This window comes from Streptomyces sp. NPDC048560 (genome assembly GCF_040650955.1).
GTDB lineage: Bacteria > Actinomycetota > Actinomycetes > Streptomycetales > Streptomycetaceae > Streptomyces.
Map to the genome: position 1 here is coordinate 109,774 of NZ_JBEZIJ010000007.1, position 23,010 is coordinate 132,783.

Consider the following 23,010-nt stretch of genomic DNA (forward strand, 5'->3'; position numbering starts at 1 on the left):
CGTCTCACGCCCCCAGCAGGCTCTGGCCGCAGACCCGCAGGACCTGGCCGTTGACGGCGCTCGACGCGGGATGGGAGAGCCAGGCCGTGGCCTCGGCGACGTCGACCGGAAGCCCGCCCTGGGACAGGGAGTTCATGCGGCGGCCCGCCTCGCGGATGAGGAAGGGCACGGCTGCCGTCATCCTCGTCTCGATGAACCCGGGGGCGACCGCGTTGACCGTGACGCCGTGGTCGGCGGCGGCGCGCGGGGCGAGGGAGCGGACGAGGCCGATGATGCCCGCCTTGGCGGCCGCGTAGTTGGTCTGGCCGTCGTTGCCCGCGATCCCTGCGATGGAGGCCGTGGCGACGACCCGGCCGCCCCGGTTGAGCGTGCCCGCCTTGAGCAGGGCGTCGGTGGTGCGCAGCACGCTGTCGAGGTTGACCTCGATGACGGAGGTCCAGCGTTCGGCGGGCATGTTGGCGAGCCGGCGGTCGCGGGTGATGCCCGCGTTGTGGACCAGGATGTCGAGGCCGTCCGGGGCGGCGGCCGCGATGCGGTCGGCGGCGTCGGGTGCGGTGATGTCCAGGGGGAGCGCGGTGGCGCCCAGCCGGTTGGCGGTGCGCACGAGTTCGTCCTGCGCGTGCGGGACGTCCAGGCAGATCACGGTGGCCCCGTCCCGGGCGAGCACGGAGGTGACCGAGGCCCCGATCCCCCGTGCGGCGCCGGTGACCAGGGCGGTGCGGCCGGTGAGCGGTGCGAGCCGGTCGGGGACCGGGTCCGGGGCGGCGGCGGTGAGTTCGACGACCTGGCCGCTGACGTACGCGGACTTGGGGGAGAGCAGGAATCGGAGGGTGGATTCGGCGGCGGCGACGCCCTCGGCGCCGGGGGCGATCCGGATCAGCTGAACGGTGGAGCCCTTGCCGGTTTCCTTGCCGAGGGAGCGTACGAACCCCTCAAGTGCCTGCTGGGCGGCGGCCTGGTGGTGGTCTTCGCCGGAGGGCCGGACGCCGAGGACGACGACGCGGCCGGACGGGGCGAGGGAGCGTATGACGGGGTGGAGGGCCGCGTGCACATCGCCAAGTCCGGCGGCGGTGGTGACGGCCGTCGCGTCCACGACGATGCCGGCGGGGCGCTCGGCGCGTTCGGCGATCCGCAGGCCGGTCCTGCCGAGGAGCGCGGCGAGTTCGTCCGTGACGGTCGACGGCCCCGCGGTCAGATGCAGCAACGGGCCGTCGAGGGACGGAGTCTCCAGGGACCAGCGGCGCAGGGCCGCAGGCTGCGGCAGGCCGAGCCGGCGGGTCAGGAATCGGCCAGGTGCTGTGCCGGTGACGTGCAGATAGCGGTCGGCCATTGTCCAGACTCCTGCTCGGTCGTAGATTTACTCCTAAGTAAGGTTACTCAGGAGTCAGGAGTAGGTCGAGATGAGCTGCCCGAGAGAGACGAGCTGCCCGGGATCGACCGGGACGAGCTGGTCGCGTTGATTCCCCTGGCACTTCCGCAGCCGCGCAGGGTGGCGGTGGTAGGCGGCAGCCGTATCCCGTTCGCCCGCTCCGACGGACCGTACGCGCGGGAATCCAACCAGGACATGCTGACCGCGGCGCTCGACGGGCTGGTCCAGCGGTACGGCCTGGAGGGCGAGCTGGTGGGCGAGTTCGTCGCGGGCGCGGTCCTCAAGCACAGCCGGGACTTCAACCTGGCCAGGGAGACGGTCCTCGGTTCCCGCCTCGACCCGCGTACCCCCGCCTACGACCTCCAGCAGGCCTGCGGCACCGGGCTCCAGGCGGTGATCGCCGCCGCGAACAAGATCGCGCTCGGCGCCGTCGACTCCGCCGTCGCGGGCGGTTCGGACACCACGAGCGACGCGCCCCTCGGCGTCAACGACGAACTGCGCAGGATCCTTCTGGCGGCCCGCCGCGCGAAGTCGACGGGCGGCCGGATCAAGGCACTCGCGGGTGTACGCCCCCGCCACCTCGTCCCGGACATCCCGCGCAACGCCGAACCCCGCACGGGCCTTTCGATGGGCGAGCACGCCGCGATCACCGCCCGCCGCTGGTCCGTGAGCCGCGAGGACCAGGACCTTCTGGCGGCCACCAGCCACCAGCGGCTCGCCGCCGCGTACGAACGCGGCTTCCTGCACGACCTCGTCGTTCCGCACCGCGGTCTGGCCCGCGACCAGAACCTGCGGCCCGGCTCGACGGTGGACAGACTCGCCACGCTGAAGCCGGTGTTCGGCGCCGGTCACCCCGACGCGACCATGACGGCGGGCAATTCGACGCCCCTCACCGACGGGGCCGCCACGGTCCTGCTGGCGAGTGAGGAGTGGGCGGAGCGGCGCGGTCTGGAACCGCTCGCGTACCTCTCCCTCTACGAGACGGCGGCCGTCGACCACGTGAACGGCGAGGACGGACTGCTGATGGCACCCGCCCGTGCGGTGCCAAGGCTGCTGGAGCGCGCCGGTCTCACCGTCGAGGACTTCGACCTGTTCGAGATCCACGAGGCGTTCGCCTCCCAGGTGCTGGCCACGCTCGCGGCCTGGGAGGAGCAGGGCCTCGCCCCCGTCGACCGGGACAAGCTGAACGTGGCGGGCTCCTCGCTGGCCACCGGCCATCCGTTCGCGGCGACGGGAGCCAGGATCGTCGCCACCCTCGCCAAACTCCTCGCGGAACGGGACGGACCGGGCCGCGGTCTGATCTCGATCTGCGCGGCGGGCGGGCAGGGGGTCACGGCCATCCTGGAACGCCCCTGACGCCCCTGACGTGCCTTTCGCCCCTGACGCACTGGCGCCCCTGAGGCCGCTGCGGCCGACCGGGCCCCGCGCCCGAGGGCGACCGACCGAGGACGACCCGGCCGCCGGAGGGACCCGGCGGCCACCCGCCCCCGCCCCACCCCGATGAGGAGCCGCACGTGCCGACGCCAGACTCCGCCCCCGCCCCCGTCGACCCCTCCCGCCCCGTTCTCGTCGAGCCGACCAAGGTCAGGGCGGCCGACGGAACCGTACGAGAGGTCTCCGTACCGGCCTTCGCCCCGCCCGTCCGCCGGGGCTCGCTCGCCGAGATCCCGTACCTCAACGCCCGCGAGGCACCCGCCGATGCGGTGCTCAGCCGCAAGCAGTCCGACGACAGCTGGCAGGACGTGACGGCCGCCGAGTTCGCCGACGAGGTGACCGCCGTGGCCAAGGGGCTGATCGCCGAGGGCCTGCGAGCGGGCGACCGGGTCGCGATCATGGCCCGTACGACCTACGAGTGGACGCTGCTCGACTTCGCCTCCTGGGCCGCGGGTCTTGTCACCGTCCCCATCTACCCGACCTCCTCCGCGTTCCAGGCGCGCTGGATCCTCCAGGACGCCGGCGTCGTCGCCTGCGCAGTCGAGACGACCGAACAGGCGCGGGTGATCAGCCAGGAGCGTAAGCAGCTCGGCGACCTCGCGCATCTGTGGCAGTTCGACACCGGGTCCATCGGCAGGCTCAAGACCCTCGGCAGGGACGTGCCGGACGAGGCCGTCACCGCCCGCCGGGCGGCTCTCGGACCGGACACCCCGGCGACCCTGATCTACACCTCGGGCACCACGGGCCGCCCCAAGGGCTGCGTCCTCACCCACGGCAACTTCTTCGCCGAGGTGGACAACGCCATCGAGCTGCTCCACCCGGTCTTCAAGTCCGTCTCCAAGTACCCCGCGTCCACGCTCCTCTTCCTTCCCCTCTCCCACGTCTTCGGCCGGATGGTCGCCATCGGGTGTATGCGGGCGAGGGTGCGACTGGGACACGCGCCCTCCATCCAGACCGAGGACCTGCTGGCCGACCTCGCCGGCTTCAAGCCGTCGTTCCTGCTGGCCATCCCGTACGTGCTGGAGAAGGTGTACAACACCGGCCGGGCCACGGCCGAGAAGATGGGCCGGGCCTCGTCCTTCGACCGGGCCGCCCGCATCGCCCGGCGCTACGGCGAGGCGGTCGAGGCCGCCGAACACGGCACGGGCCCCGGCCCGGGCCTCGGCCTGCGCATGGCCCGCGCGCTCTACGACCCGCTGGTCTACCGGCGTATCAGGACGGCGCTCGGCGGCCACGTGCGGTACGCGATCTGCGGCGGCTCCCCGCTGGGTCACCGCCTCGCAGCGTTCTACGCGGGCGCCGGCATCGAGATCTTCGAGGGGTACGGCTTGACGGAGACCACCGCCGCCCACACGGTGACCCCGCCCCTCAAACCCCGCCTCGGCACGGTGGGCTGGCCGCTGCCGGGCACCGCCGTACGGATCGCGGACGACGGGGAGATCCTGCTGAGCGGCGGCCAGGTGTTCCAGGGCTACTGGGACGCGGAGCGCGGGACGGCGGTCCCGTACCTGGACGACGGCTGGTTCGCCACCGGAGACCTGGGCGCGCTCGACGAGGACGGCTACCTCACGATCACCGGCCGCAAGAAGGACATCATCATCACGACGGGCGGCAAGAACGTCACCCCGGCACCGCTGGAGGACTGGCTGCGGGCCCATCCGCTGGTCGGCCAGTGCATGGTGGTCGGCGACAACCGTTCGTTCATCACCGCCCTGATCACCCTGGAGCCGGACGGCCTCGCGCACTGGCGCCAGATGCGCAAGAAGCAGGACATCCCCCTGCGGGACCTCGTGAACGACGAGGAACTGCGCGGCGCGCTGCAACGCGCGGTCGACGAGGCGAACCGGCTGGTGTCGCGCGCCGAGTCGATCCGCAAGTTCACCATCCTGCCCGCGGACTTCACCGAGGAGAGCGGCCATCTGACGCCGTCCCTGAAGCTGAAGCGGGACGCGATCGCGAGGGACTTCGAGGCGGAGATAGAGACGCTCTACCGGAAGTAGGGCCGCGCCGAGGTGCTGACGGGCGGGCCCGGCCGGAACCGGGCCCGCCCTCCGTCAGACGCCCGTTCCCGGTGCCGGGCGCCCCGGCATCGCGATAATCACGTCATGGACCGCGTGATGGACCTCGACGAAGCCGCAGCCGCACTCACCGGCCGGCTGCCCGCCTGGCGGGCCGCAGGTCTCACGTGCGCGCCATCGGCCTGGCGCGACCGGGCGTCCCCGTGGCCGCTTCAGCCGATGAGGACGGCAGCGGACTTCGTCGCCCTGCCCGACGGCTGCGCAGCCGCTGCCTCGGGCCACCGCGGACTTCTGCCGTGACGACACTGCCGCCCCGTGTTCTCCGGGCACTTGAACGCTTCCACGCCGCCCACCCGTGGGACCACAACGCCCACTACCATCGCTGGATCCTGCGGCAGCTCCCCGGGCGCTTCGACAGTGCCCTGGACGTCGGGTCCGGCAGCGGGGACCTGGCCCGGCTCCTCGCCGCACGCGCGGGACGCGTGCGGGGTGTCGACGCCGACCCCACGATCGTCGCCCGGGCACGGGAACGCACCGGGTCAGCCGCTCCGGTCACCTTCACCGTCGGGGACGCGCTGACCGATCTCCCGGCAGGCCCGTACGACGTCATCACGTGCGTCGCCACGCTTCACCATCTGCCGTTCGGCGAAGCCCTCGCCCTCTTCCGCCGGCACCTGGCCCCGGGCGGAACCCTGGTCGTGGTCGGAGTCGCCCGCGCGGAGTCGGCCGGCGATCACCTCCTCGGCGCCGTCGCCATTCCGATGAACATCGCCATGGCCTGGATCAGGAACAAGGGGCGCACGCGGCCACGGCCGGTGTCGATGACCGCCCCCACCCGGCCGGCGGCCATGGGCTTCCGCGACATCGCGCGCGGCGCCCGTCAGGTTCTGCCGGGCGCCCGGCTGCGCCGTCGTCTGTTCTGGCGCTACACGCTGGTCTGGCATCAGAGCTGACGCACCGGCAGAGGGTGCGCCGGGCAGGGCACACCCTCTGGGTCTCCTGGGGCGTTCGGGGTCTAGTGGTGAAGCCGAAGCTCCGGCACTCTTAAGTCCGTTCAACGCGGATTGATGCCCGGCTCGACGCCCCACCGATGCCCGCCCGATGCCCGGCTCCTTGTTCCGCTTGATGTTCCGCTTGATGTTCCGCACCGCTCTCACGTCTCGACCCGGAGGACGAATGCGCACACGTACAGGCTCGATACGTCTCTCTCTGCTCGCCCTGCTCTCCCTCCTCGCCGGCCTGCTCGCCGTCACGGCCACGGCGACCCCCGCCGCCGCGGCACCGAACTTCAAGGCACCGTTCGGCTGCGGCCAGCAGTGGACCTACAGCCACCACTCCGCCGAGGTCAGACAGGCGCTCGACTTCGTCCGCACGGACGGCGGAGCCACGGCGGGCTCGGCCGTCCTCGCCTCCGCGGGCGGCACCGCCTACCGCTACTCCCAGCCGACCGGCGCGGGCAACTACATCGCCGTCGACCACGGCGGTGGCTGGAAGACGTACTACTTCCACCTGGCCTCCTACTCCGTCGCCAACGGAGCCCAGGTCTCCCAGGGCCAGCAGATCGGCGTGACCGGCTCGACCGGCAACAGCTCGGGCGCGCACATCCACTACGAGCAGCTGTACAACGGCGTCGGCCAGAGCATCGTGATCAACGGCCAGTCGCTCGCCCCGTACCCCGGTTCGTACTACAGCCGGTACCTGACCAGTGACAACGGCTGCGGTGGAGGCGGTGGCGGCAAGTACTGGGTCGACACCTTCGCCAACGCCACCGGTTACGCCGCAGCCAACACGAACGACGCCCAGGGCGTCCTCAACGCGGGGACGAACTACGTCTACTGCAAGGTGTGGGGCCAGCAGATCGGCTCGGGCGGCAGCTACAACCACTGGTGGCTGAAGACGGACCTGGACACGGTCTACGCGGGCAAGAACGGCTACGGGGCCTACGTCTCGGCGTACTACCTCTCCCGCTGGGGCAACGACGAGGCCCGCGACAACAACGGCACGGTCATCCCGAACTGCTGATCCGGACCCGGTGTTGCACCGGCTGCGCGGACAGCCCCCGTCCGTGACGTCCGCCCGTCCACAACGACGGGCGGACGTCCGGGCGGGATCCGGTCCGGCGGTGCTCCGATCCCCGCACCCAGCGAGCCGGCTCCGCCCCACGTGCCCCGGCGTGAACGGTTCGCCGGGGTCGCTCCCTCGTGATCCGGTGATCGCGGAGCAGGGGTTGCGTTGATCGCCACCCTCTCCTCCCCCGCCCGGAGGCCGTCGCCCTTCGTCGGGCCCTCAGCCCGTGACCCCCTTGCCTGATGGTGCGTCAGGTACGACGATGGCCCCGCCCGTCCGTCATGTGACGGGGCGTCAGGGCAATTGGGGAAGGAGGCCGGTCGGTGCCGATATCGTCCGCCGGGCCGCTGTCGTACGGAATGCAGCTGCCGATTCAGTCGCAGAGCACCATCTATGCGGAGAGGTGGGAGGCCGGGGCCACCCCCGCCGATCTCGTCGCGATCGCGCGCACCGCCGACCGGGCAGGGTTCGGCTATCTGGCCTGCTGTGACCACGTCGGTGTGCCGCCGCGGCTCGCCGAGGCCATGAGCACGGTCTGGTACGACCCCGTCGCCACCCTGGCCTTTCTCGCGGGGGTCACCGAGCGGGTCCTGCTCATGAGCCATGTCGCCGTCGTGGGGCTGCGGCATCCGCTCGTCACCGCCAAGCAGTACGCCACGCTCGACCACCTCAGTGGTGGGCGCCTGATCCTCGGGGTCGGGGCCGGGCACGTGCGGGAGGAGTTCGAGGCGCTCGGCGTGGACTTCGACGGGCGCGGGGGTCTGCTGGACGAGAGCATCGACGCGCTGAAGGCCGCGCTGGGACCGGCGGAGTATCCGGAGTTCACCGGGGAACGGTTCGCCTTCGGCGGGCTCGGCCAGCTGCCGCGCCCCGCGCAGGAGCGGGTACCCGTCTGGGTCGGCGGGTCCTCGCCCGCCGCCGTCCGGCGGGCGGCCGTGCGGGGTGACGGGTGGCTGCCCCAGGGCGATCCCAGAAGCAGGCTGCCCGCGCAGATCGCCCGGCTGCTCGCCCTGCGAGAGGAGGCGGGGGTGCGGGAGCCGATCGTCGTCGGGGCGATCACCGAGCCGTTGTACGTGGGCGAGCCGGACTGGGCCGTCGGCAGGCGCGCCCTCACAGGGAAGCCGGAGGTGATCGCCGAGTCGCTGCGGGAGTACGCGGCGATGGGCGTCCATCAGATCCAGGTGCGCTTCCGCAGCCGGAGCCGTAGCGAACTCACCGACCAGATGGCGGCGTTCGCCGCCGAGGTCGCACCTCATCTCGACAGGTAGGGAGACCGGGCATGGGCAAGCTGGACGGGCGGGTCGTGATCATCACCGGTGCGGCGCGCGGACAGGGCGAGCAGGAGGCACGGCTCTTCGTCGCGGAAGGGGCGCGCGTGGTGATCGCCGACGTGCTCGACGCGCAGGGAGAGGCCCTGGCCAAGGAGCTGGGGGACGGGTCCGCGCGGTTCGTGCACCTGGACGTGAGCCAGGAGGGGGAGTGGGAGGCCGCGGTGGAGGACGCGAAGGCGGCTTTCGGGAAGGTCGACGGGCTGGTCAACAACGCCGGGATCCTGCGCTTCAACGAGCTGGTGAACACGCCGCTGGCGGAGTTCCAGCAGATCGTGCAGGTCAACCAGGTGGGGGCCTTCCTCGGGATCAAGACCGTCGCGCCGGAGATCGAGGCGGCGGGCGGCGGGACGATCGTCAACACGGCCTCGTACACCGGGCTCACCGGGATGGCCTTCGTGGGTGCCTATGCGGCGACCAAGCACGCGGTCGTGGGGCTCACGAGGGTGGCGGCGCTGGAGCTGGCGGCCAAGGGGATACGGGTCAACGCCGTGTGCCCCGGGGCGGTGGACACGCCGATGACCAATCCCTCCGCCCTGGATCCGGCGGCCGACCCGGACGAGACGGGTGCGGCGGTGGCCGAGCTGTACCGCAAGCTCGTGCCGCTCGGGCGGATCGGACGGCCGGACGAGGTGGCGGCGCTCGCGCTGTTCCTGACCTCCGAGGACTCCTCGTACATCACCGGGCAGCCGTTCGTCATCGACGGGGGATGGCTGGCCGGGGTCAGCCTTTTCTGACGAGGCGTCAGGTATTGACGGGTCGGGTGGTCGGTGGAACAGTCGGTCGCATCGTGAACTGACGGTGTGTCAGAAATGACTGAGGACGGTGAACCTCCGTGGAATTCGGGCTCTTTGTGCAGGGGTACGTGCCTGCCGCGCGCGCCAAGGCCGACCCCGAGGCAGAGCACAAGGCACTGATCGAGGAGACCGAGTACGTCATCCAGGCGGACAAGTCCGGCTTCAAGTACGCCTGGGCCTCCGAGCACCACTTCCTGGAGGAGTACTCGCACCTCTCCGCCAACGACGTGTACCTGGGCTACCTCGCGCACGCCACCGACCGGATTCATCTGGGGTCCGGCATCTTCAATCCGCTCGCCCCCGTGAACCACCCGGTGAAGGTGGCGGAGAAGGTCGCCATGCTCGACCACCTGTCGGAGGGGCGCTTCGAGTTCGGCACAGGGCGGGGGGCGGGCAGCCACGAGATCCTGGGCTTCATGCCGGGCATCACCGACATGAACCACACGAAGGAGCTCTGGGAGGAGACCATCGCCGAGTTCCCCAAGATGTGGCTCCAGGACGAGTACGTCGGCTTCCAGGGCAAGCACTGGTCGTTGCCGCCGCGGAAGATCCTGCCGAAGCCGTACGGGGCCTCGCACCCGGCGATGTGGTACGCCGCCGGTTCGCCGTCCTCGTACGCCATGGCGGCGAAGAAGGGGCTCGGCGTCCTGGGCTTCAGCGTGCAGAAGGTCGCGGACATGGAGTGGGTCGTCGAGTCGTACAAGACGGCGGTGAAGGAGGCCCGGCCGGTCGGGGACTTCGTCAACGACAACGTGATGGTGACGTCCACGGCGATCTGTGCGGAGACGCACGAGAAGGCCGTGGAGATCGCGGTGAGCGGCGGGCTGAACTATCTGCAGTCGCTGCTGTTCCGCTACCACGACACCTTCCCCCGGCCGGAGGGGGTGCCGGAGTGGCCGGAGCTGCTGCCGGAGTACTCCGCGGAGATCATCGAGCTGCTCATCGCCGAGGAGCTGATGATCTGCGGCGATCCGGACGAGGTGCTGAAGCAGTGCCGGCGGTGGGAGCAGGCGGGGGCGGATCAGTTGAGCTTCGGGCTGCCCATCGGGATCTCGCCGTCGGACACGATGAACTCGATCAAGTTGATCGGTGAGCACGTGATTCCGAAGATCGACACGGACCCGGTGCACCGGACGAGCCGGTTCCGGGCGGGGGCGGGCGGAGCGTAGGCGGTGGGCGGCGGGGTGTGAGGCGGGGGGTACGTCGGGGGGCCGCCTGCGGCGGGCGTTCCCCGGCCCGTCCCTTCCCGAACCGGGGCTCCGCCCCGGGCCCCCGCGCCTCGAACGCCGGCGGGGCCGCGTTGCCGCGTCTCAGCCCGCACCGGCGCCACCCACGAGCTCCCACCCCACCCCAGCACCCGGCAAACCCCCGTTACCCCCCCCGCAGCAACTCCCCCCACCCCCATGCCGGGCGGCGTCTTCCCGGGTCGTCGTCCTCGTCGTCGGGGTGCGTATCGCGGCCAACTCGTACGCACCCCGGCGGCACACCCACCACGAAGGGAAGCGTCATGCTCGACCACCTCATCCGCGGAGCGACCGTCGTGGACGGCACCGGCGCTCCCGCGTACACCGCCGACGTCGGCATCCGCGACGGCCGTGTCGCCGTCATCGCCGAGCCGGGCACGCTCACCGAGGACGCCGTGACCAGCGAGGACGCCACCGGACTCGTGCTCGCGCCCGGCTTCGTCGATCCGCATACGCACTACGACGCCCAGCTCTTCTGGGACCCGTACGCCACACCCTCCATGAACCACGGCGTCACCACCGTCGCCGGGGGCAACTGCGGGTTCACGCTCGCCCCGCTCCACCCCGACCGGCCCGAGGACGCCGACTACACGCGGCGCATGATGTCGCGGGTCGAGGGCATGGCACTCGCCGCGCTCGAAGAGGGCGTCGACTGGACCTGGTCCGGATTCGGGGAGTACCTCGACGCCCTCGACGGGCGGATCGCCGTCAACGCCGGGTTCATGGTCGGGCACTGCGCCCTGCGCCGGCATGTGATGGGGCCGGACGCGGTGGGCGGGCAGCCCAGCGGGGAGCAGCTGGCCGCCATGGTCGCGTTGCTTCACGACGCCATGGACGCCGGTGCCTGGGGGCTGTCCACCACCCAGTCCTCCACCCACTCCGACGGCGACGGGCAGCCCGTCGCGTCCCGGCACGCGCTGCCCGAGGAGTTGCTGGCCCTCTCCCGGGCCGTCGGGGAGCACGAGGGCACCCAGCTGGAGGCGATCGTCGCGGGGTGCCTCGACCAGTTCTCCGACGACGAGATCGAGTTGTTCGTGGACATGACGGCCGCTGCCGGGCGGCCCCTCAACTGGAACGTGCTCACCATCGACGCCGCAGTCCCCGAACGTGTACCCCGCCAGTTGCTACCCAGCGAGCGGGCCCGCCGCGCGGGCGGCCGGATCGTCGCCCTCACCATGCCGATCCTCACGCCGATGAACATGTCGCTCGGTACCTTCTGCGCCCTCAACCTCATCCCCGGCTGGGGCGAGATCCTCGCCCTCCCCGTCCCCGAGCGCATCGAGCGGCTGCGTGACGCCGGAACCCGGGCCGAGATGCTCCGCCGCGCCGACAGCAAGGAGGCCGGAGTCTTCCGGCGCCTCGCGCACTTCGGCCGGTACGTCATCGGGGACACGTACAGCGCGGCGAACGAGGGACTCGGCGGACGCGTCGTCGACGACATCGCCGCCGAACGCGGCCTCGACCCCTTCCACTGCCTCGTCGAGATCTGCGCCGCGGACGAGCTGCGTACGGTGCTGTGGCCCATGCCCTCCGACAACGACCCGGCCTCCTGGGAGCTGCGCAGGCGGACCTGGGAGCACGAGGACGTCCTGCTCGGCGGGTCCGACGCGGGCGCCCACCTCGACCGGATGTGCGGAGCCCCCTACACCACACGCTTCCTCGGCGACTGTCTGCGCGGCCGGAAGCTGCTGCCGCTGACGGAGGCCGTCAGGATGCTCACCGACGACCCGGCGCGGCTCTTCGGCCTGCGGGAGCGGGGGCGGGTGCGGGAAGGGTTCCACGCCGACCTCGTCCTCTTCGATCCCGAGCGCATCGACGCCGGCCCCGCCACCCTCGTCCACGATCTGCCGGGGGACAGCCCGCGCCTGGACTCCAAGGCGATCGGCATCGTGTCCGTCCGCGTCAACGGCGTCGAGACCCTGCGCGACGACAAGGTGACCGGCGCGGTGCCCGGCACCGTCCTGCGGTCCGGCCGGGACACCCGGACGGTGAGCACCGCATGAGGGACAGGGAGCAGCGTCTGTTCGTGGGCGGGGAGTGGGTCGAGCCCGGCCACGGACACTACGAGGTGATCGATCCGGCGACGGAAGGCGTCGTCGGGCTGGCTCCCGAGGCCGACCGCGCGCAGGTGTACGCGGCGGCGGCGGCCGCCCGTGAGGCCTTCGGGGACTGGTCGCGGAGCCGTCCCGAGGACCGGGCGGAGATCCTGGCCCGGGCGGCCCTGATCATCCAGCGGGACGCCGCCGCACACACCGCGCTCGCATCGGCGGAGAGCGGCGCGACCACGGGTACGGCCGCCGGGATGCAGGTGGCCGTCGGCGCGGCCCGCTTCCGGCGGTACGCGAAGGGGGCGCTGGAGCCGGTCGAGGAGGCCGTGCGCCCGCAGATCAACGAGGCGGGGCCGATGGGGCGTGCCGGTGTGTTCGGCGCGCTCGCCGTGCGCCGGCCGGTCGGGGTCGTCACGTGCATCACCTCGTACAACAACCCCTGGGCCAACGCGGCGGGGAAGATCGCCCCCGCGCTCGCCATGGGCAACACGGTGCTGGTGAAGCCCGCCCCGCAGGACCCGCTCTCCGTCTACGCGATGGCCGCCGCCCTCGAAGAGGCCGGCATCCCGCCGGGGGTCGTCAACGTGGTGACGGGTTCGGGGCCGGGCGCGGGGGAGGCCGCCGTCGACTCACCCGATGTGGACATGGTCAGCTTCACCGGTTCGACCGCGGTCGGGCAGCGCATCGCCGAGGTGTGCGGGCGCTCGATGAAGCGGCAGCTGATGGAGCTGGGCGGCAAGGGGGCCGCGCTGGTCCTGGACGACGCCGACCTGGACTCGGCGGTGGCGGGCATCGGTACGACGTTCTCGTTCTACAGCGGCCAGATCTGCACGGCGCCGACCCGGGTGCTGGCGCAGCGCGGGGTGTACGACGCGCTGGTGGGGAAGCTGGCGGCGTACGCGGGCCGTCTGAAGGTGGGGGATCCGACCGCGCGGGGCACCGTCGTGGGTCCCGTCATCTCCGCCGCCCACCGCGACCGCGTCGAGTCGTACGTCGAGCTCGGCCGGAAGGAGGGGGCCCGGGTCGTCGCGGGCGGTGCCCGCCCGGCCGGTCTCGACCGCGGTTTCTACGTCGCCCCCACCCTTCTCGCCGACTGCACGAACGACATGCGCGTCGTGCGGGAGGAGATCTTCGGACCGGTCGTCGTGGTCGTCCCGTTCGACGACGAGGAGGAGGGCATCGCCCTCGCCAACGACAGCGACTACGGGCTGCTCGACTACGTCTGGTCCGGCGACGTGGCCCGGGCCTTCCGGATCGCCGGCCGGCTGCGCGCGGGCGGGGTCGGCGTGAACACCGTCGGCCGGAACATGGAGGCGCCGTTCGGCGGGTTCAAGCGGAGCGGGGTGGGGCGGGACGTGGGCTCGTACGCCCTGCACGCGTACAGCGAGACACAGGCGATCGTCTGGCCGGGGTGAGCACCGAGCGCCGTGCCTGTTCGCAATGCGGACAGGCACGGGAAAGTTTTGAATCGGGATGAAGCGGACAGGGCTACGGTTCCCGTACGCGACTGCGTGTGCTCGTGGAGCAATCATCGAGAGGCGTTGAGCCTCCTGTGCCTTGAATTCCTCAACACTTAAGCCGTCATTCACATTCAATCAAAGGGTGAGACGGTGGAGTCTCACCCTCCGGATGTGGATATCGCAGCGCCTAACGTCCTCCTCATGACTCAGCTGGACGCGCGGCCACAGGCCGGAGACACGGTACGGGGAACCACCCCTGCCGACGGCGGTGTTCGCGGCAAGGGCCTCGGCGGCAACTCCGTGGGCCTGATGGGCAGCGCCGTCATCGGCGTCTCGACCGTCGCCCCCGTGTACTGCCTGACCTCCACGCTCGGCGCCACCGCCGGAGAGGTCGGTGTGCAGATGCCCGCCGTCTTCCTCGCGGGCTTCCTGCCGATGCTGCTGGTCGCCTTCGCCTACCGCGAGCTCAACAAGGTCATGCCGGACTGCGGCACCTCCTTCACCTGGACGGTGAAGGCGTTCGGGCCGCGCGTCGGCTGGATGTGCGGCTGGGGCCTGGTCATCGCGACGATCATCGTCCTGTCGAACCTGGCGGGTGTCGCCACCTCGTACTTCTGGCTCCTGGCGGGCGAGATCAGCGGCAGCGAAGCGGTCGCCGCCCTGGACGACAGCAAGCCCGTCCACATCCTCACCTGTCTCGTCCTGATCGCCGCCGCCACGGCGATCAGCTACCGGGGCATGACGGCGACGAAGGGCATCCAGTACGCCCTGGTCGGCCTCCAGCTCGTGGTTCTCGCCGTCTTCGTCGCGATGGCCTTCCAGAAGGCCGGCAGCGGCGCGTTCGACACGGGGCCGGACTTCTCCTGGTCCTGGATGAACCCGTTCGCCGTCCAGTCCTTCGCCGCCTTCACGGCCGGACTCTCGCTCTCGATCTTCATGTACTGGGGCTGGGACGCCTGCATGACGACGAACGAGGAGACCGTCGGCAGCGCGAAGACCCCCGGCCGCGCCGCCCTGATCGCGATGGTCGTCCTCGTCGGCTCCTACCTGGCCACAGGCATCGCCGCGCAGATGATGGTCGGCTCCGGCGACACCGGCCTCGGCCTCGCCAACCCGGACACATCCGACAACGTCTTCGCCGCGCTCGCGGGCCCGGTCATGGGTCCCGGCCTCGGCATCCTGCTCTTCGTCGCGGTCCTGGCGTCGGCCGCGGCGAGCCTGCAGACCACGTTCATCCCGGTGGCCCGTACGGTGCTGGCGATGTCCTCGTACGAGGCACTCCCCGCCTCGTACGCCAAGGTCCACCCGCGCTTCAGGACCCCGGGCCGTGCGACGGTCACGGCGGGCGTCGCGACCGGCACCTTCTACACGGTCATGACGCTGGTCAGTGAGAACGTCCTCGTCGACACGATCTACGCGCTCGGCCTCATGATCTGCTTCTACTACTCGATCACGGCGTTCGCGTGCGCCTGGTACTTCCGCGCCGAACTGTTCCGTTCGGTGCGCGACTTCGTCTACAAGGGCCTGTGCCCGGTCCTCGGCGGCATCCTGCTGACCGCGGTCTTCGGCAAGACCCTGTACGACATGTGGGACCCGGCGTACGGCTCCGGCTCCTCGGTCCTCGGTGTCGGATCCGTCTACGTCATCGCCGTCGGACTGCTGCTCCTCGGCGGTGTCCTGATGGTCCTCATGGAGCGCCGCAGCCCCGCGTTCTTCCGCGGCGAGGTGCTCGGCCGGGAGACCCCGGCGCTGGTCGTCGCGGACTGAGGCGGCGCTGCCGGGCCCGCTTGCCGCGGGCCCGGCGGGGCTCAGGCCGCGCGCCAGTAACCCAGGGCGTTCACACGGTCCTTGGGGACGGCCAGGTCCTTACGGGCGTACGCGCCCAGGGTCCTGGTCGTCGCCGTGTCGCAGGCGATCCAGACGTACGCGTCGGACCGGTCGTCGCCGAGCAGGTCCGGCAGGGCCGCCTTCACCTCGGCGACCAGGTGCGCGCCCGCGTCTCGGCGGGGGACCCTGTGCAGCGTGTGGTGGGCCGGGTCCAGGCGGAACGGCAGCTTCTCGTCGGAGGCGTGCGTCGTCTCGAACCAGATCGTCGCCGGGGTCTGCGGGATCGCGTCCAGCAGCGAGTTGATCGCGGGGAGGGACGCGGCGTCGCCGATCACGAAGAGCCGGGCGGGGCCGGGCTCCGGGAGACTGAACGTGGTGCCCTGGAGCGTCGCGTCGATGGTGTCGCCCGGCTTGGCCGCACGGGCCCAGTCGCTCGCGACACCGTCGTGGAGCGCGAACTCCAGGCTGAACGTTCCCGCGACCGGGTCCGGGTCGACCAGCGTGTAGGCGCGCTGGTGCGGCTTCCCGGCGGCGTCGAACCAGATGCGCACCCACATCGTCGGGTGTGCGCCACCGGTGGCGGCAAGCAGCCCGCCGTCCTTCATGTGCACCCGGTGGAAGTCCTCGGTGACCTGCTCGGCCCCCGTTACGGTGAACGTGAAATCGCGTCCCCGCATCAGCTTGAGGACGACGCCCTCCCAGCCATGACCCACGACTGCTCCCTTCCCTGTCCCCTGCCCCGAAATACCCTTTAGGTTAGGCTAACCTAAATTGCGGGGGCTGGGGAGTGGCCGGAAAGCGCCGGGAAGCGGCGCTCGGGAGTGGGGATGGGGACTGTGGGCGGATCAACGGCCGCGGCGGCGGGTTTCGACGCCTTCGGTGACGACGGGACGGGCTTCGACGTCTTCAGGGACGACTGGGGGATACCCCATCTGCGGGCGGGCAGCGCTCTCGCACTCGCCCGCGCGCAGGGCCACAACGCGGCGACCGACCGCGCCTGGCAGCTGGAGACCGAACGCCACCGGCTCCAGGGCACCACGGCCGCCTTCCTCGGCGAAGACGCGCTCGCCTGGGACCGGTTCGCCCGGCAGGCCCGGCTGGCGGACACCGCCCGCAACTGCTTCGACCGGCTGTCCCGCACCGACCCCGGAACGGCCGCCTGGGTGAGCGCGTACGTCGACGGGGTGAACGCCGGACTCGGCGAAGCGGCCACTCGGGCACCGGAGTTCGCCGCCACCGGGCTCGCTCCCGGCCGGTGGGAGCCGTGGACACCGCTCGGCGTGTGGCTCTCCACCCACATCCTGTTCGCCGGCTTCCCCACGAAGCTCTGGCGCGAAGAGGTCGCCCGAAGGCTCGGGGACGACGCGATCACCCTCTTCGCCACCGACGGCCCCGGCACCTCCGGCAGCAACGGCTGGCTCCTCACCGGGGAGCGCACCGTCTCCGGCGCCCCCGTCGTCGCGGGCGACCCGCACCGCTTCATCGAGGACCCGGGCGTCTACCAGCAGATCCGCCTGGCCTGCCCCGAGTTCGACGTCGTGGGCCTCGCGGTCCCCGGCGTCCCCGGCCTCGCCCACTTCGGCCACACCGGCGGCGTCGCCTGGGCCATCACCAACGCGATGGCCGACTACCAGGACCTGTACCGCGAGCAGTTGCGGCGTACGCCGGACGGCGGCGTCGAAGCGCTCGGCCCCGAGGGCTGGGAGACGGCCACCGCGCACACCGAGACGATCACGGTGGCGGGCGGCGAGCCGGTGACGGTCGAGATCGTCGAGACCGCACGCGGCCCGGTGATCGCCGGAGGCCCGGACTCCGCGCCCGACGCGTCCCCCCTCGCACTCCGCTACCCGCCCCGCGTCACCGGTGAGCTCGGCTTCGAGGTGCTGCCCGCGCTCCTGAGGGCCCGCACCGTCGCCGACCTCGACACCGCACTCGACGGCTGGGTCGAGCCCGTCAACGTGGTGCTCGCCGCCGACACGACCGGTGCGACCCTGCACCGCGTCGCCGGGTACGTACCGCTGCGCCCCCGCGACAACCAGCTGCGCGTCGTCCCCGCCCACGACCCCGCGTACGCCTGGCGCGGCCGCCACGCGCCCATGCCGCGGAGCGGGTCCGGCGCCGATGCCACCGGTACGGCGGTCATGGCCAACGAGCGCGGACTGGCCGCCCCGCTCGGCGTCGAGTTCGCCCCCGCGCACCGGGCCGACCGCATCCGTGAGCTGCTCGACGGCCAGGAGCGATGGACCGCCAAGGGCATGGCCGGTGTGCACATCGACACCCATCTCGCCTCCGCCCGGCCGCTGTTGGCACTGCTGGCGGAGACGTCCGGAGCGGAGATCGGCCCCGAGGCGTCCGGTCTGCGCGCCAGGCTGCTGCGCTGGGACCGCCACATGGACGCGGACAGCACGGACGCCACGCTGTACTCGGCGCTGCGCGCGGAGGTGGTGCACCGTCTGGCGGCCCACCCCGCACTCGCCGCCGTGACGGGCGAGGCCGATCCCGTCCGCAGCGGCGCCCACCCCGAACTGTTCCTCCCCTGGCTCGCCGCCGTCCCGAGGGTCGGGTACGCCCTGGAGACGCTGATCGGCCATCAGCTCTTCCCGTACGAGGACCGGCTGGCGGCGGTGACCGGGGCCGTGGAGGCCGTCGCGGCCCGGTACGGCGACGGGAACCCGCCCCCGCCCTGGGGCGAGGTGCACCGCCTCGCGCCCTGGCAGGCGTGGCCGGGCGCCGATCCCGACCCCGGGGCGAGCCGGCCGGGACTGGCGGGCGACCACGACTGCGTGCTGTCCACCTCCAGCGTTCCCGGCATCACCGACCGCAGCGCCCGCGGCCCGGCCGCCCGTTACGTATGGGACCTGGCGCGCCGCGAGGACAGCCTGTGGGTGACCCCGTACGGGGCGTCCGGGATTCCCGGCGACGCCCACCACCGTGACCAGCTGCCGCTCTGGACACGGGGAGAGCTCGCCCCCGTCGTCACCGACTGGAACCTGCTGCACCGCGACCGGCCCGACGAGCCGCACCGCGACCGACCCGAGGAGACAACCGAAGTGACCGCAGCCGCCCGCGCCTCCGTCCCGGCCCAGCGCGAGACCGTGTACGAGCAGGAGGCCGACGGCCTCGGGACCGTACGTCTCGTCGCCATCGACCCGGCCGCCGACATCGACCTGATCCACGGCTGGGTCTCCGAGGAGCGGGCCCGCTTCTGGGGCATGACCGACTACAGCCGCGAAGAGGTCCTGGAGGCCTACACCTTCCTGGACTCGCTGACCACGCACCACGGCTTCCTGGCCCTCCGGGGCGACGTCCCGGTCGCGATCTTCCAGACGTACGACCCGGCGGAGGACCCGCTCGGCGAGTGCTACGAGGTGCAGCCCGGTGACTACGGCGTGCACCTCCTCATAGGCCCCGGCGACACCGCGCAGCCGGGCTTCACCGGCGGTCTGCTCTCCGTCTTCGTCGGCTACGTCTTCAGCGATCCGGCGCACCTGCGCGTCGTCGTCGAGCCCGACGCGCGCAACGAGCGGGCGATCGCCCGGATGGTCAGAGCCGGCTTCGAGCTGGGCCCGGAAGTCGAGAAGCCGGAGAAGCGGGCGCGGCTGGCGTTCCTGCGGAGGCCCGCCACCGTCTAGGGCCGCAGGCCTCGGGCAAGGTCACCCAGGTCACTTGAGAATCGGCTCAAGGGCCTTGTCCCAGGTCTTCGCCACGTTCTCGTACGCCTTCACGCAGCCCTTGCTCCGCTTCTCGGGCAGCATGTCCGGGCCGACCAGACCCGCGTACCCCTCGGGGTCCGAGCCGTAGACCCAGCAGGCCCACGCCTGGAACTGCGCCCGGCCCACGGCGTGGTCCTCGGCGAACGCGGTCCGGGTGTCGCTCTGCGGGCCCTGGCCGGCCATCACCGCCCAGCCGTCCGCGATGCCGGTGACGAGCTTCGTGTCGTCGTCGCCCGAGGTGAGGATCAGGGCGGAGAGCTGGTTCACGGCCTCCTCCTCGTCCCCCTCGAACGACAGGCCGTTCATCGCGATGAGTCCGTGGCCCAGCTCGTGCACGACGACGCCCTGCGTCAGGCCGACGAGGCCGGCGGCGTCGGACGCCCCGAAGGCCGGTTCGACCCGTTCCAGGAGCTCGTAGCAGTACGTGATCGCCCGCGTCGTCGGGTCCCAGTACGCGTCCGTCGTACCGCAGCTCTTCGCCTCGACGGGCACGTCGTAGGGGAGTGCGACGCGGCGGTTCACATAGTCGGCGATGCCTTCCAGCGCCTTGTTCCCGCGCAGGAGCGCCTCGGTCTCCCGGTCGGCCGTCGTCAGCCCCTGCGTGTACGAGACGACCAGCTCGCCCTTGCCCGCCGGAGCCGCGGCCCTCGCCTGGGCCGCCGCCACGTCCGCGGAGGCCTCGGCCGCGCCGCCGCCCTGAGCGCCGCCGGACGAGCAGGCCGCCGATGTCAGGCCCAGCACCGCGGCCAGCACCGCCGCCCCGGCCGCCCGCCGCGCCGCCCGCGCACCGGTCGGCGCCCCGCTCCACGTGCCGTTCCAGGTCCGTGCCCGGGTTCGCATCGAAACTCAGCCCCTCACGATCGGCGATCGGTCCCTCCACGACGGTCCGGGACACCACCGGGAAGGGCCACCCCTCGGCGGCCGTTCGGGTGAACGCCCGGCCCCGGAGAACGCGACGGCATACGTTTGAGCCCCACCGGCCGACGACGGAGGTGCCTTCGCATGAGGCTCGCCACAACGATCTTCCTCACCGACGAGACGATCACCCCGGTCGCGCTCGCGCGTGAACTGGAGCAGCGGGGGTTCGCCGGGCTGTATCTGCCCGAGCACACCCACATTCCGGTGAGCCGGGAGTCGCCGTACCCGGCGGGCGGCGACCTGCCCGCCGAGTACGGCAGGACGCTGGACCCCTTCGTGGCGCTGGGCCAGGCGGCCGCCGTGACGGAACGCCTCGCGCTCGGGACCGGTATCACGCTGATCGCCCAGCACGACCCGATCGATCTGGCCAAGCAGATCGCCACGCTCGACCATCTCTCCGGCGGCCGTTTCACCCTCGGCCTCGGCTTCGGCTGGAACGCCGAGGAGGCCGCCGACCACGGGGTCGGCTGGTCGACGCGGCGGGCGCTGGGCTACGACCGGCTGGCCCTGATGCGGGCGCTGTGGGCGGACGAGCCGACGGCGTACGAGGGCGAGTTCGGCGCGGTGCGGGCGAGCCTGGCGTATCCGAAGCCGGTCCAGAAGCCGCGCGGTTCTGCGACCGGGCCGCGCACCCTGATCGGCGGCGCCGCCGGGCCGAAGCTGTTCGCGCGGATCGCGGAGTGCGCGGACGGCTGGCTGCCGATCGGTGGACGCGGCCTCTCGGAGTCCGTACCGGAACTGCGAAGGGTCTGGGAGGCGGCGGGCCGGGACCCGCAGCACCTCCAGGTCGTGCCGTACGCGGTCCTTCCGAACCCGGGGAAGCTGGCGCACTACGCGGATCTGGGCATCGAGGAGGTCGTCCTCCAGCTCCCGCCGGAGCCCGCCCCCGGTGTGCTGCGGGTGCTCGACGCCTACGCGGCGTACCTGTAAGGGGGCACGGGACAGGGGCCGGACCGCGGGTGCGGTCCGGCCCCTGCCGTGTTCTCCGTCGCGTCCGTGCTACTTCACGTTGATCGCGTTCCAGGCCGAGGTCACGCCCTGCTGCTCGGCGCTTCCCGCCCCGTACAGGTCGCCCGCCGCCTGCAGGGTCGCCGCACGGGCGCCCGCGTAGTCGGTCGAGGAGGTCATGTAGGTGGACAGGGCCTTGTACCAGATCTTGTAGGCCTTGTCCCGGCCGATGCCCGTCACGGTGGAGCCGTCGGCGGTCGGGGAGTCGTACGCGACGCCGTTGACCGTCTTCGCGCCGCTGCCCTCGGACAGCAGGTAGAAGAAGTGGTTGGCCGGGCCCGACGAGTAGTGCACGTCGAGCCTGCCGACCGTCCGCGACCAGTAGTCCGCCGACGAGCCGTCCCGGCTGGGGCGGTCCATGTAGCGCAGCGGTGTCCCGTTGCCGCGGATGTCGATCTTCTCGCCGATGAGGTAGTCACCGGCGTCGGAGGAGTTGTCGGCGTAGAACTCCACCGAGGTGCCCAGGATGTCGCTGGTGGCCTCGTTGAGACCGCCCGACTCCCGGCTGTACTTCAGGCCGGCGGTGGCCGCGGTGAGCCCGTGGGTCATCTCGTGCGCGGCGACGTCCAGCGAGGTGAGCGGCTTGAGGTTGCCGGCGCCGTCGCCGTACGTCATGCAGAAGCAGTTGTCGGACCAGAACGCGTTGACGTACGCGTTTCCGTAGTGGACGCGCGAGTAGGCGGCCCTGCCGTCGCCCGCGATGCCGTTGCGGCCGAACTCCGACTTGTAGAAGTCCCAGGTCACACCGGCGCCGTAGGCGGCGTCGACAGCGGCCGTCTGGCGGTTGGCGGGGGTGCCGCTGCCCCAGACGTCGTCCGCGTCGGTGAAGAGGGTGCCCGTGCCCGACGTGCCGCCGTTGAGGTCGTACGTCCTGTGCCCGCCGCGGCCCGCGTCGGTGAGGTTGTACGTGGAGCCGCTCAGCGTGGTGCCCAGCGTCACGGAACCGCTGTACTGGCTCGTCCCCGACCCGTTGTGGACGCCCTCGTACGAGTAGAGCTTCTTGCCGCTCGTCGCATCGGTGACGACGTGCAGCTCGCTCGGGGTGCCGTCGGCCTGGGTGCCCGTGACCACGGTCTCGTGGGCGAGGACCGGCTTGCCGTCCGCCGCCCAGACGACCTTGCGCGAGCCCGGGGCCGCCGCGACGGCGGCCGTCGTCGTCGCGAGGGAGATCTTCGCGGCGTGCGCGCGGGAGACACCCTTGAGCGAACCGTCCTTGCGGGTGTGGGTGACGAGGTCGCCACCGAGGACCGGAAGGCCGTCGTAGGTCCGCTCGTACCGTGTGTGCACGGTGCCGTCGGCGTCCTTGATCACGTCGCGGACGGCCAGCTCCTCCTGGGAGCCGAGCCCGAGCTTCCGCGCCGTGGCCCCGGCCCCGGCCTGCGCGTCCTTGATGGCGGCTGCCCTGGCGGAGGCGCTGAGCGGAAGTGCGGTGGCCCCGGCCTCGCGGTCGGCGGCCGTGGAGTCGGCGCTGGCGGGGGCGCCCTGTACGGCGACGACAGCCATGGCGGCAGAGGCGACAAGTGCCGCAGCACGCAGCGTGGTTCTCACGCGGTCTCTCCTTCACTCGGTTCGTGGGGGGTGCGCCGGTGACGATGGCACCGAATGAACGTTCGTGACAGAGACCTGACAAACTTTTGACCTTGAGGGTGCGGTCATAGCCGGACAAAGCCCGGTATCCGCGACCGGGTGAACCCCTCCCGCTGCAACCGGGTGAACCGAAGTGGCATCCTTCAACACTGGAGATCGAAGCGCGGACCGCCTCACCGCCGTGAGCGGCCG

General features: G+C 71.8%; 17 protein-coding genes. 13 read left to right on the forward strand and 4 right to left on the reverse strand.

Annotation, left to right across the window (positions count from 1 at the left end):
• Nucleotides 1-4: 4 nt before the first annotated feature.
• Complete coding sequence (locus AB0C82_RS19770; RefSeq protein WP_362843466.1) at nt 5-1,330, reverse strand: 3-oxoacyl-ACP reductase; 1,326 nt, start codon at nt 1,328-1,330, stop codon at nt 5-7.
• 117 nt (nt 1,331-1,447) lie between these two features.
• On the opposite strand from AB0C82_RS19770, the gene AB0C82_RS19775 reads away from it, so the two are divergent.
• The 11 genes from AB0C82_RS19775 (at nt 1,448) to AB0C82_RS19825 (ending at nt 15,532) form a co-directional block, all read left to right on the forward strand.
• Nucleotides 1,448-2,725 (forward strand): acetyl-CoA C-acetyltransferase, encoded by a 1,278-nt coding sequence (locus AB0C82_RS19775; protein ID WP_362844201.1) that lies wholly within the window; start codon nt 1,448-1,450, stop codon nt 2,723-2,725.
• Between the two features lie 158 nt (nt 2,726-2,883).
• The gene (locus AB0C82_RS19780; RefSeq protein WP_362843469.1) at nt 2,884-4,803 is read left to right on the forward strand and encodes an AMP-dependent synthetase/ligase; all 1,920 of its coding nucleotides are present in this window, start codon (nt 2,884-2,886) and stop codon (nt 4,801-4,803) included.
• A 105-nt stretch (nt 4,804-4,908) separates the two neighbouring features.
• Nucleotides 4,909-5,121 carry a hypothetical protein gene (locus AB0C82_RS19785; RefSeq protein WP_362843471.1) on the forward strand — a complete coding sequence of 71 codons (213 nt, stop codon included), beginning with the start codon at nt 4,909-4,911 and terminating at the stop codon, nt 5,119-5,121.
• On the forward strand, nt 5,118-5,774 hold the full coding sequence (locus tag AB0C82_RS19790; protein ID WP_362843474.1) for a class I SAM-dependent methyltransferase: 657 nt from the start codon (nt 5,118-5,120) through the stop codon (nt 5,772-5,774). The genes AB0C82_RS19785 and AB0C82_RS19790 overlap by 4 nt, the downstream gene beginning before the upstream one ends.
• A 223-nt stretch (nt 5,775-5,997) precedes the next feature.
• A complete protein-coding gene (locus AB0C82_RS19795; RefSeq protein WP_362843476.1) occupies nt 5,998-6,843 on the forward strand; it encodes a M23 family metallopeptidase in 846 nt (281 codons plus the stop codon).
• Between the two features lie 368 nt (nt 6,844-7,211).
• Nucleotides 7,212-8,156 (forward strand): LLM class F420-dependent oxidoreductase, encoded by a 945-nt coding sequence (locus AB0C82_RS19800; protein WP_362843479.1) that lies wholly within the window; start codon nt 7,212-7,214, stop codon nt 8,154-8,156.
• A gap of 11 nt (nt 8,157-8,167) precedes the next feature.
• Complete coding sequence (locus AB0C82_RS19805; RefSeq protein ID WP_362843482.1) at nt 8,168-8,953, forward strand: glucose 1-dehydrogenase; 786 nt, start codon at nt 8,168-8,170, stop codon at nt 8,951-8,953.
• Between the two features lie 98 nt (nt 8,954-9,051).
• A complete protein-coding gene (locus AB0C82_RS19810) occupies nt 9,052-10,182 on the forward strand; it encodes an LLM class flavin-dependent oxidoreductase (RefSeq protein WP_362843485.1) in 1,131 nt (376 codons plus the stop codon).
• 338 nt (nt 10,183-10,520) lie between these two features.
• Nucleotides 10,521-12,260: a D-aminoacylase gene (locus AB0C82_RS19815; RefSeq protein WP_362843488.1), complete on the forward strand. Its 1,740-nt coding sequence runs from the start codon at nt 10,521-10,523 to the stop codon at nt 12,258-12,260.
• Entirely contained in the window at nt 12,257-13,720 is a 1,464-nt protein-coding gene (locus AB0C82_RS19820) for an aldehyde dehydrogenase family protein (protein ID WP_362843491.1), read from the forward strand. The genes AB0C82_RS19815 and AB0C82_RS19820 overlap by 4 nt, the downstream gene beginning before the upstream one ends.
• Nucleotides 13,721-13,966: 246 nt before the next feature.
• On the forward strand, nt 13,967-15,532 hold the full coding sequence (locus AB0C82_RS19825) for an APC family permease (protein ID WP_362843493.1): 1,566 nt from the start codon (nt 13,967-13,969) through the stop codon (nt 15,530-15,532).
• Between the two features lie 41 nt (nt 15,533-15,573).
• Here the strand turns inward: AB0C82_RS19825 and AB0C82_RS19830 are convergent, their stop codons facing one another.
• Nucleotides 15,574-16,305 (reverse strand): siderophore-interacting protein, encoded by a 732-nt coding sequence (locus AB0C82_RS19830; RefSeq protein WP_362843496.1) that lies wholly within the window; start codon nt 16,303-16,305, stop codon nt 15,574-15,576.
• Between the two features lie 114 nt (nt 16,306-16,419).
• Between AB0C82_RS19830 and AB0C82_RS19835 the strand changes: the two genes are divergently transcribed.
• Nucleotides 16,420-19,224: a GNAT family N-acetyltransferase gene (locus AB0C82_RS19835; RefSeq protein ID WP_362843498.1), complete on the forward strand. Its 2,805-nt coding sequence runs from the start codon at nt 16,420-16,422 to the stop codon at nt 19,222-19,224.
• A gap of 30 nt (nt 19,225-19,254) precedes the next feature.
• Here the strand turns inward: AB0C82_RS19835 and AB0C82_RS19840 are convergent, their stop codons facing one another.
• Nucleotides 19,255-20,145, reverse strand: coding sequence for a DUF4344 domain-containing metallopeptidase (locus AB0C82_RS19840; RefSeq protein WP_362843501.1), 891 nt, complete (start codon nt 20,143-20,145; stop codon nt 19,255-19,257).
• Nucleotides 20,146-20,307: 162 nt separating this feature from the next.
• Here AB0C82_RS19840 and AB0C82_RS19845 point away from each other — a divergent pair, with 162 nt between their 5' ends.
• Complete coding sequence (locus tag AB0C82_RS19845) at nt 20,308-21,153, forward strand: LLM class F420-dependent oxidoreductase (RefSeq protein ID WP_362843504.1); 846 nt, start codon at nt 20,308-20,310, stop codon at nt 21,151-21,153.
• Nucleotides 21,154-21,222: 69 nt separating this feature from the next.
• Here the strand turns inward: AB0C82_RS19845 and AB0C82_RS19850 are convergent, their stop codons facing one another.
• Entirely contained in the window at nt 21,223-22,734 is a 1,512-nt protein-coding gene (locus AB0C82_RS19850) for a M4 family metallopeptidase (protein ID WP_362844204.1), read from the reverse strand.
• Nucleotides 22,735-23,010 lie beyond the last annotated feature (276 nt).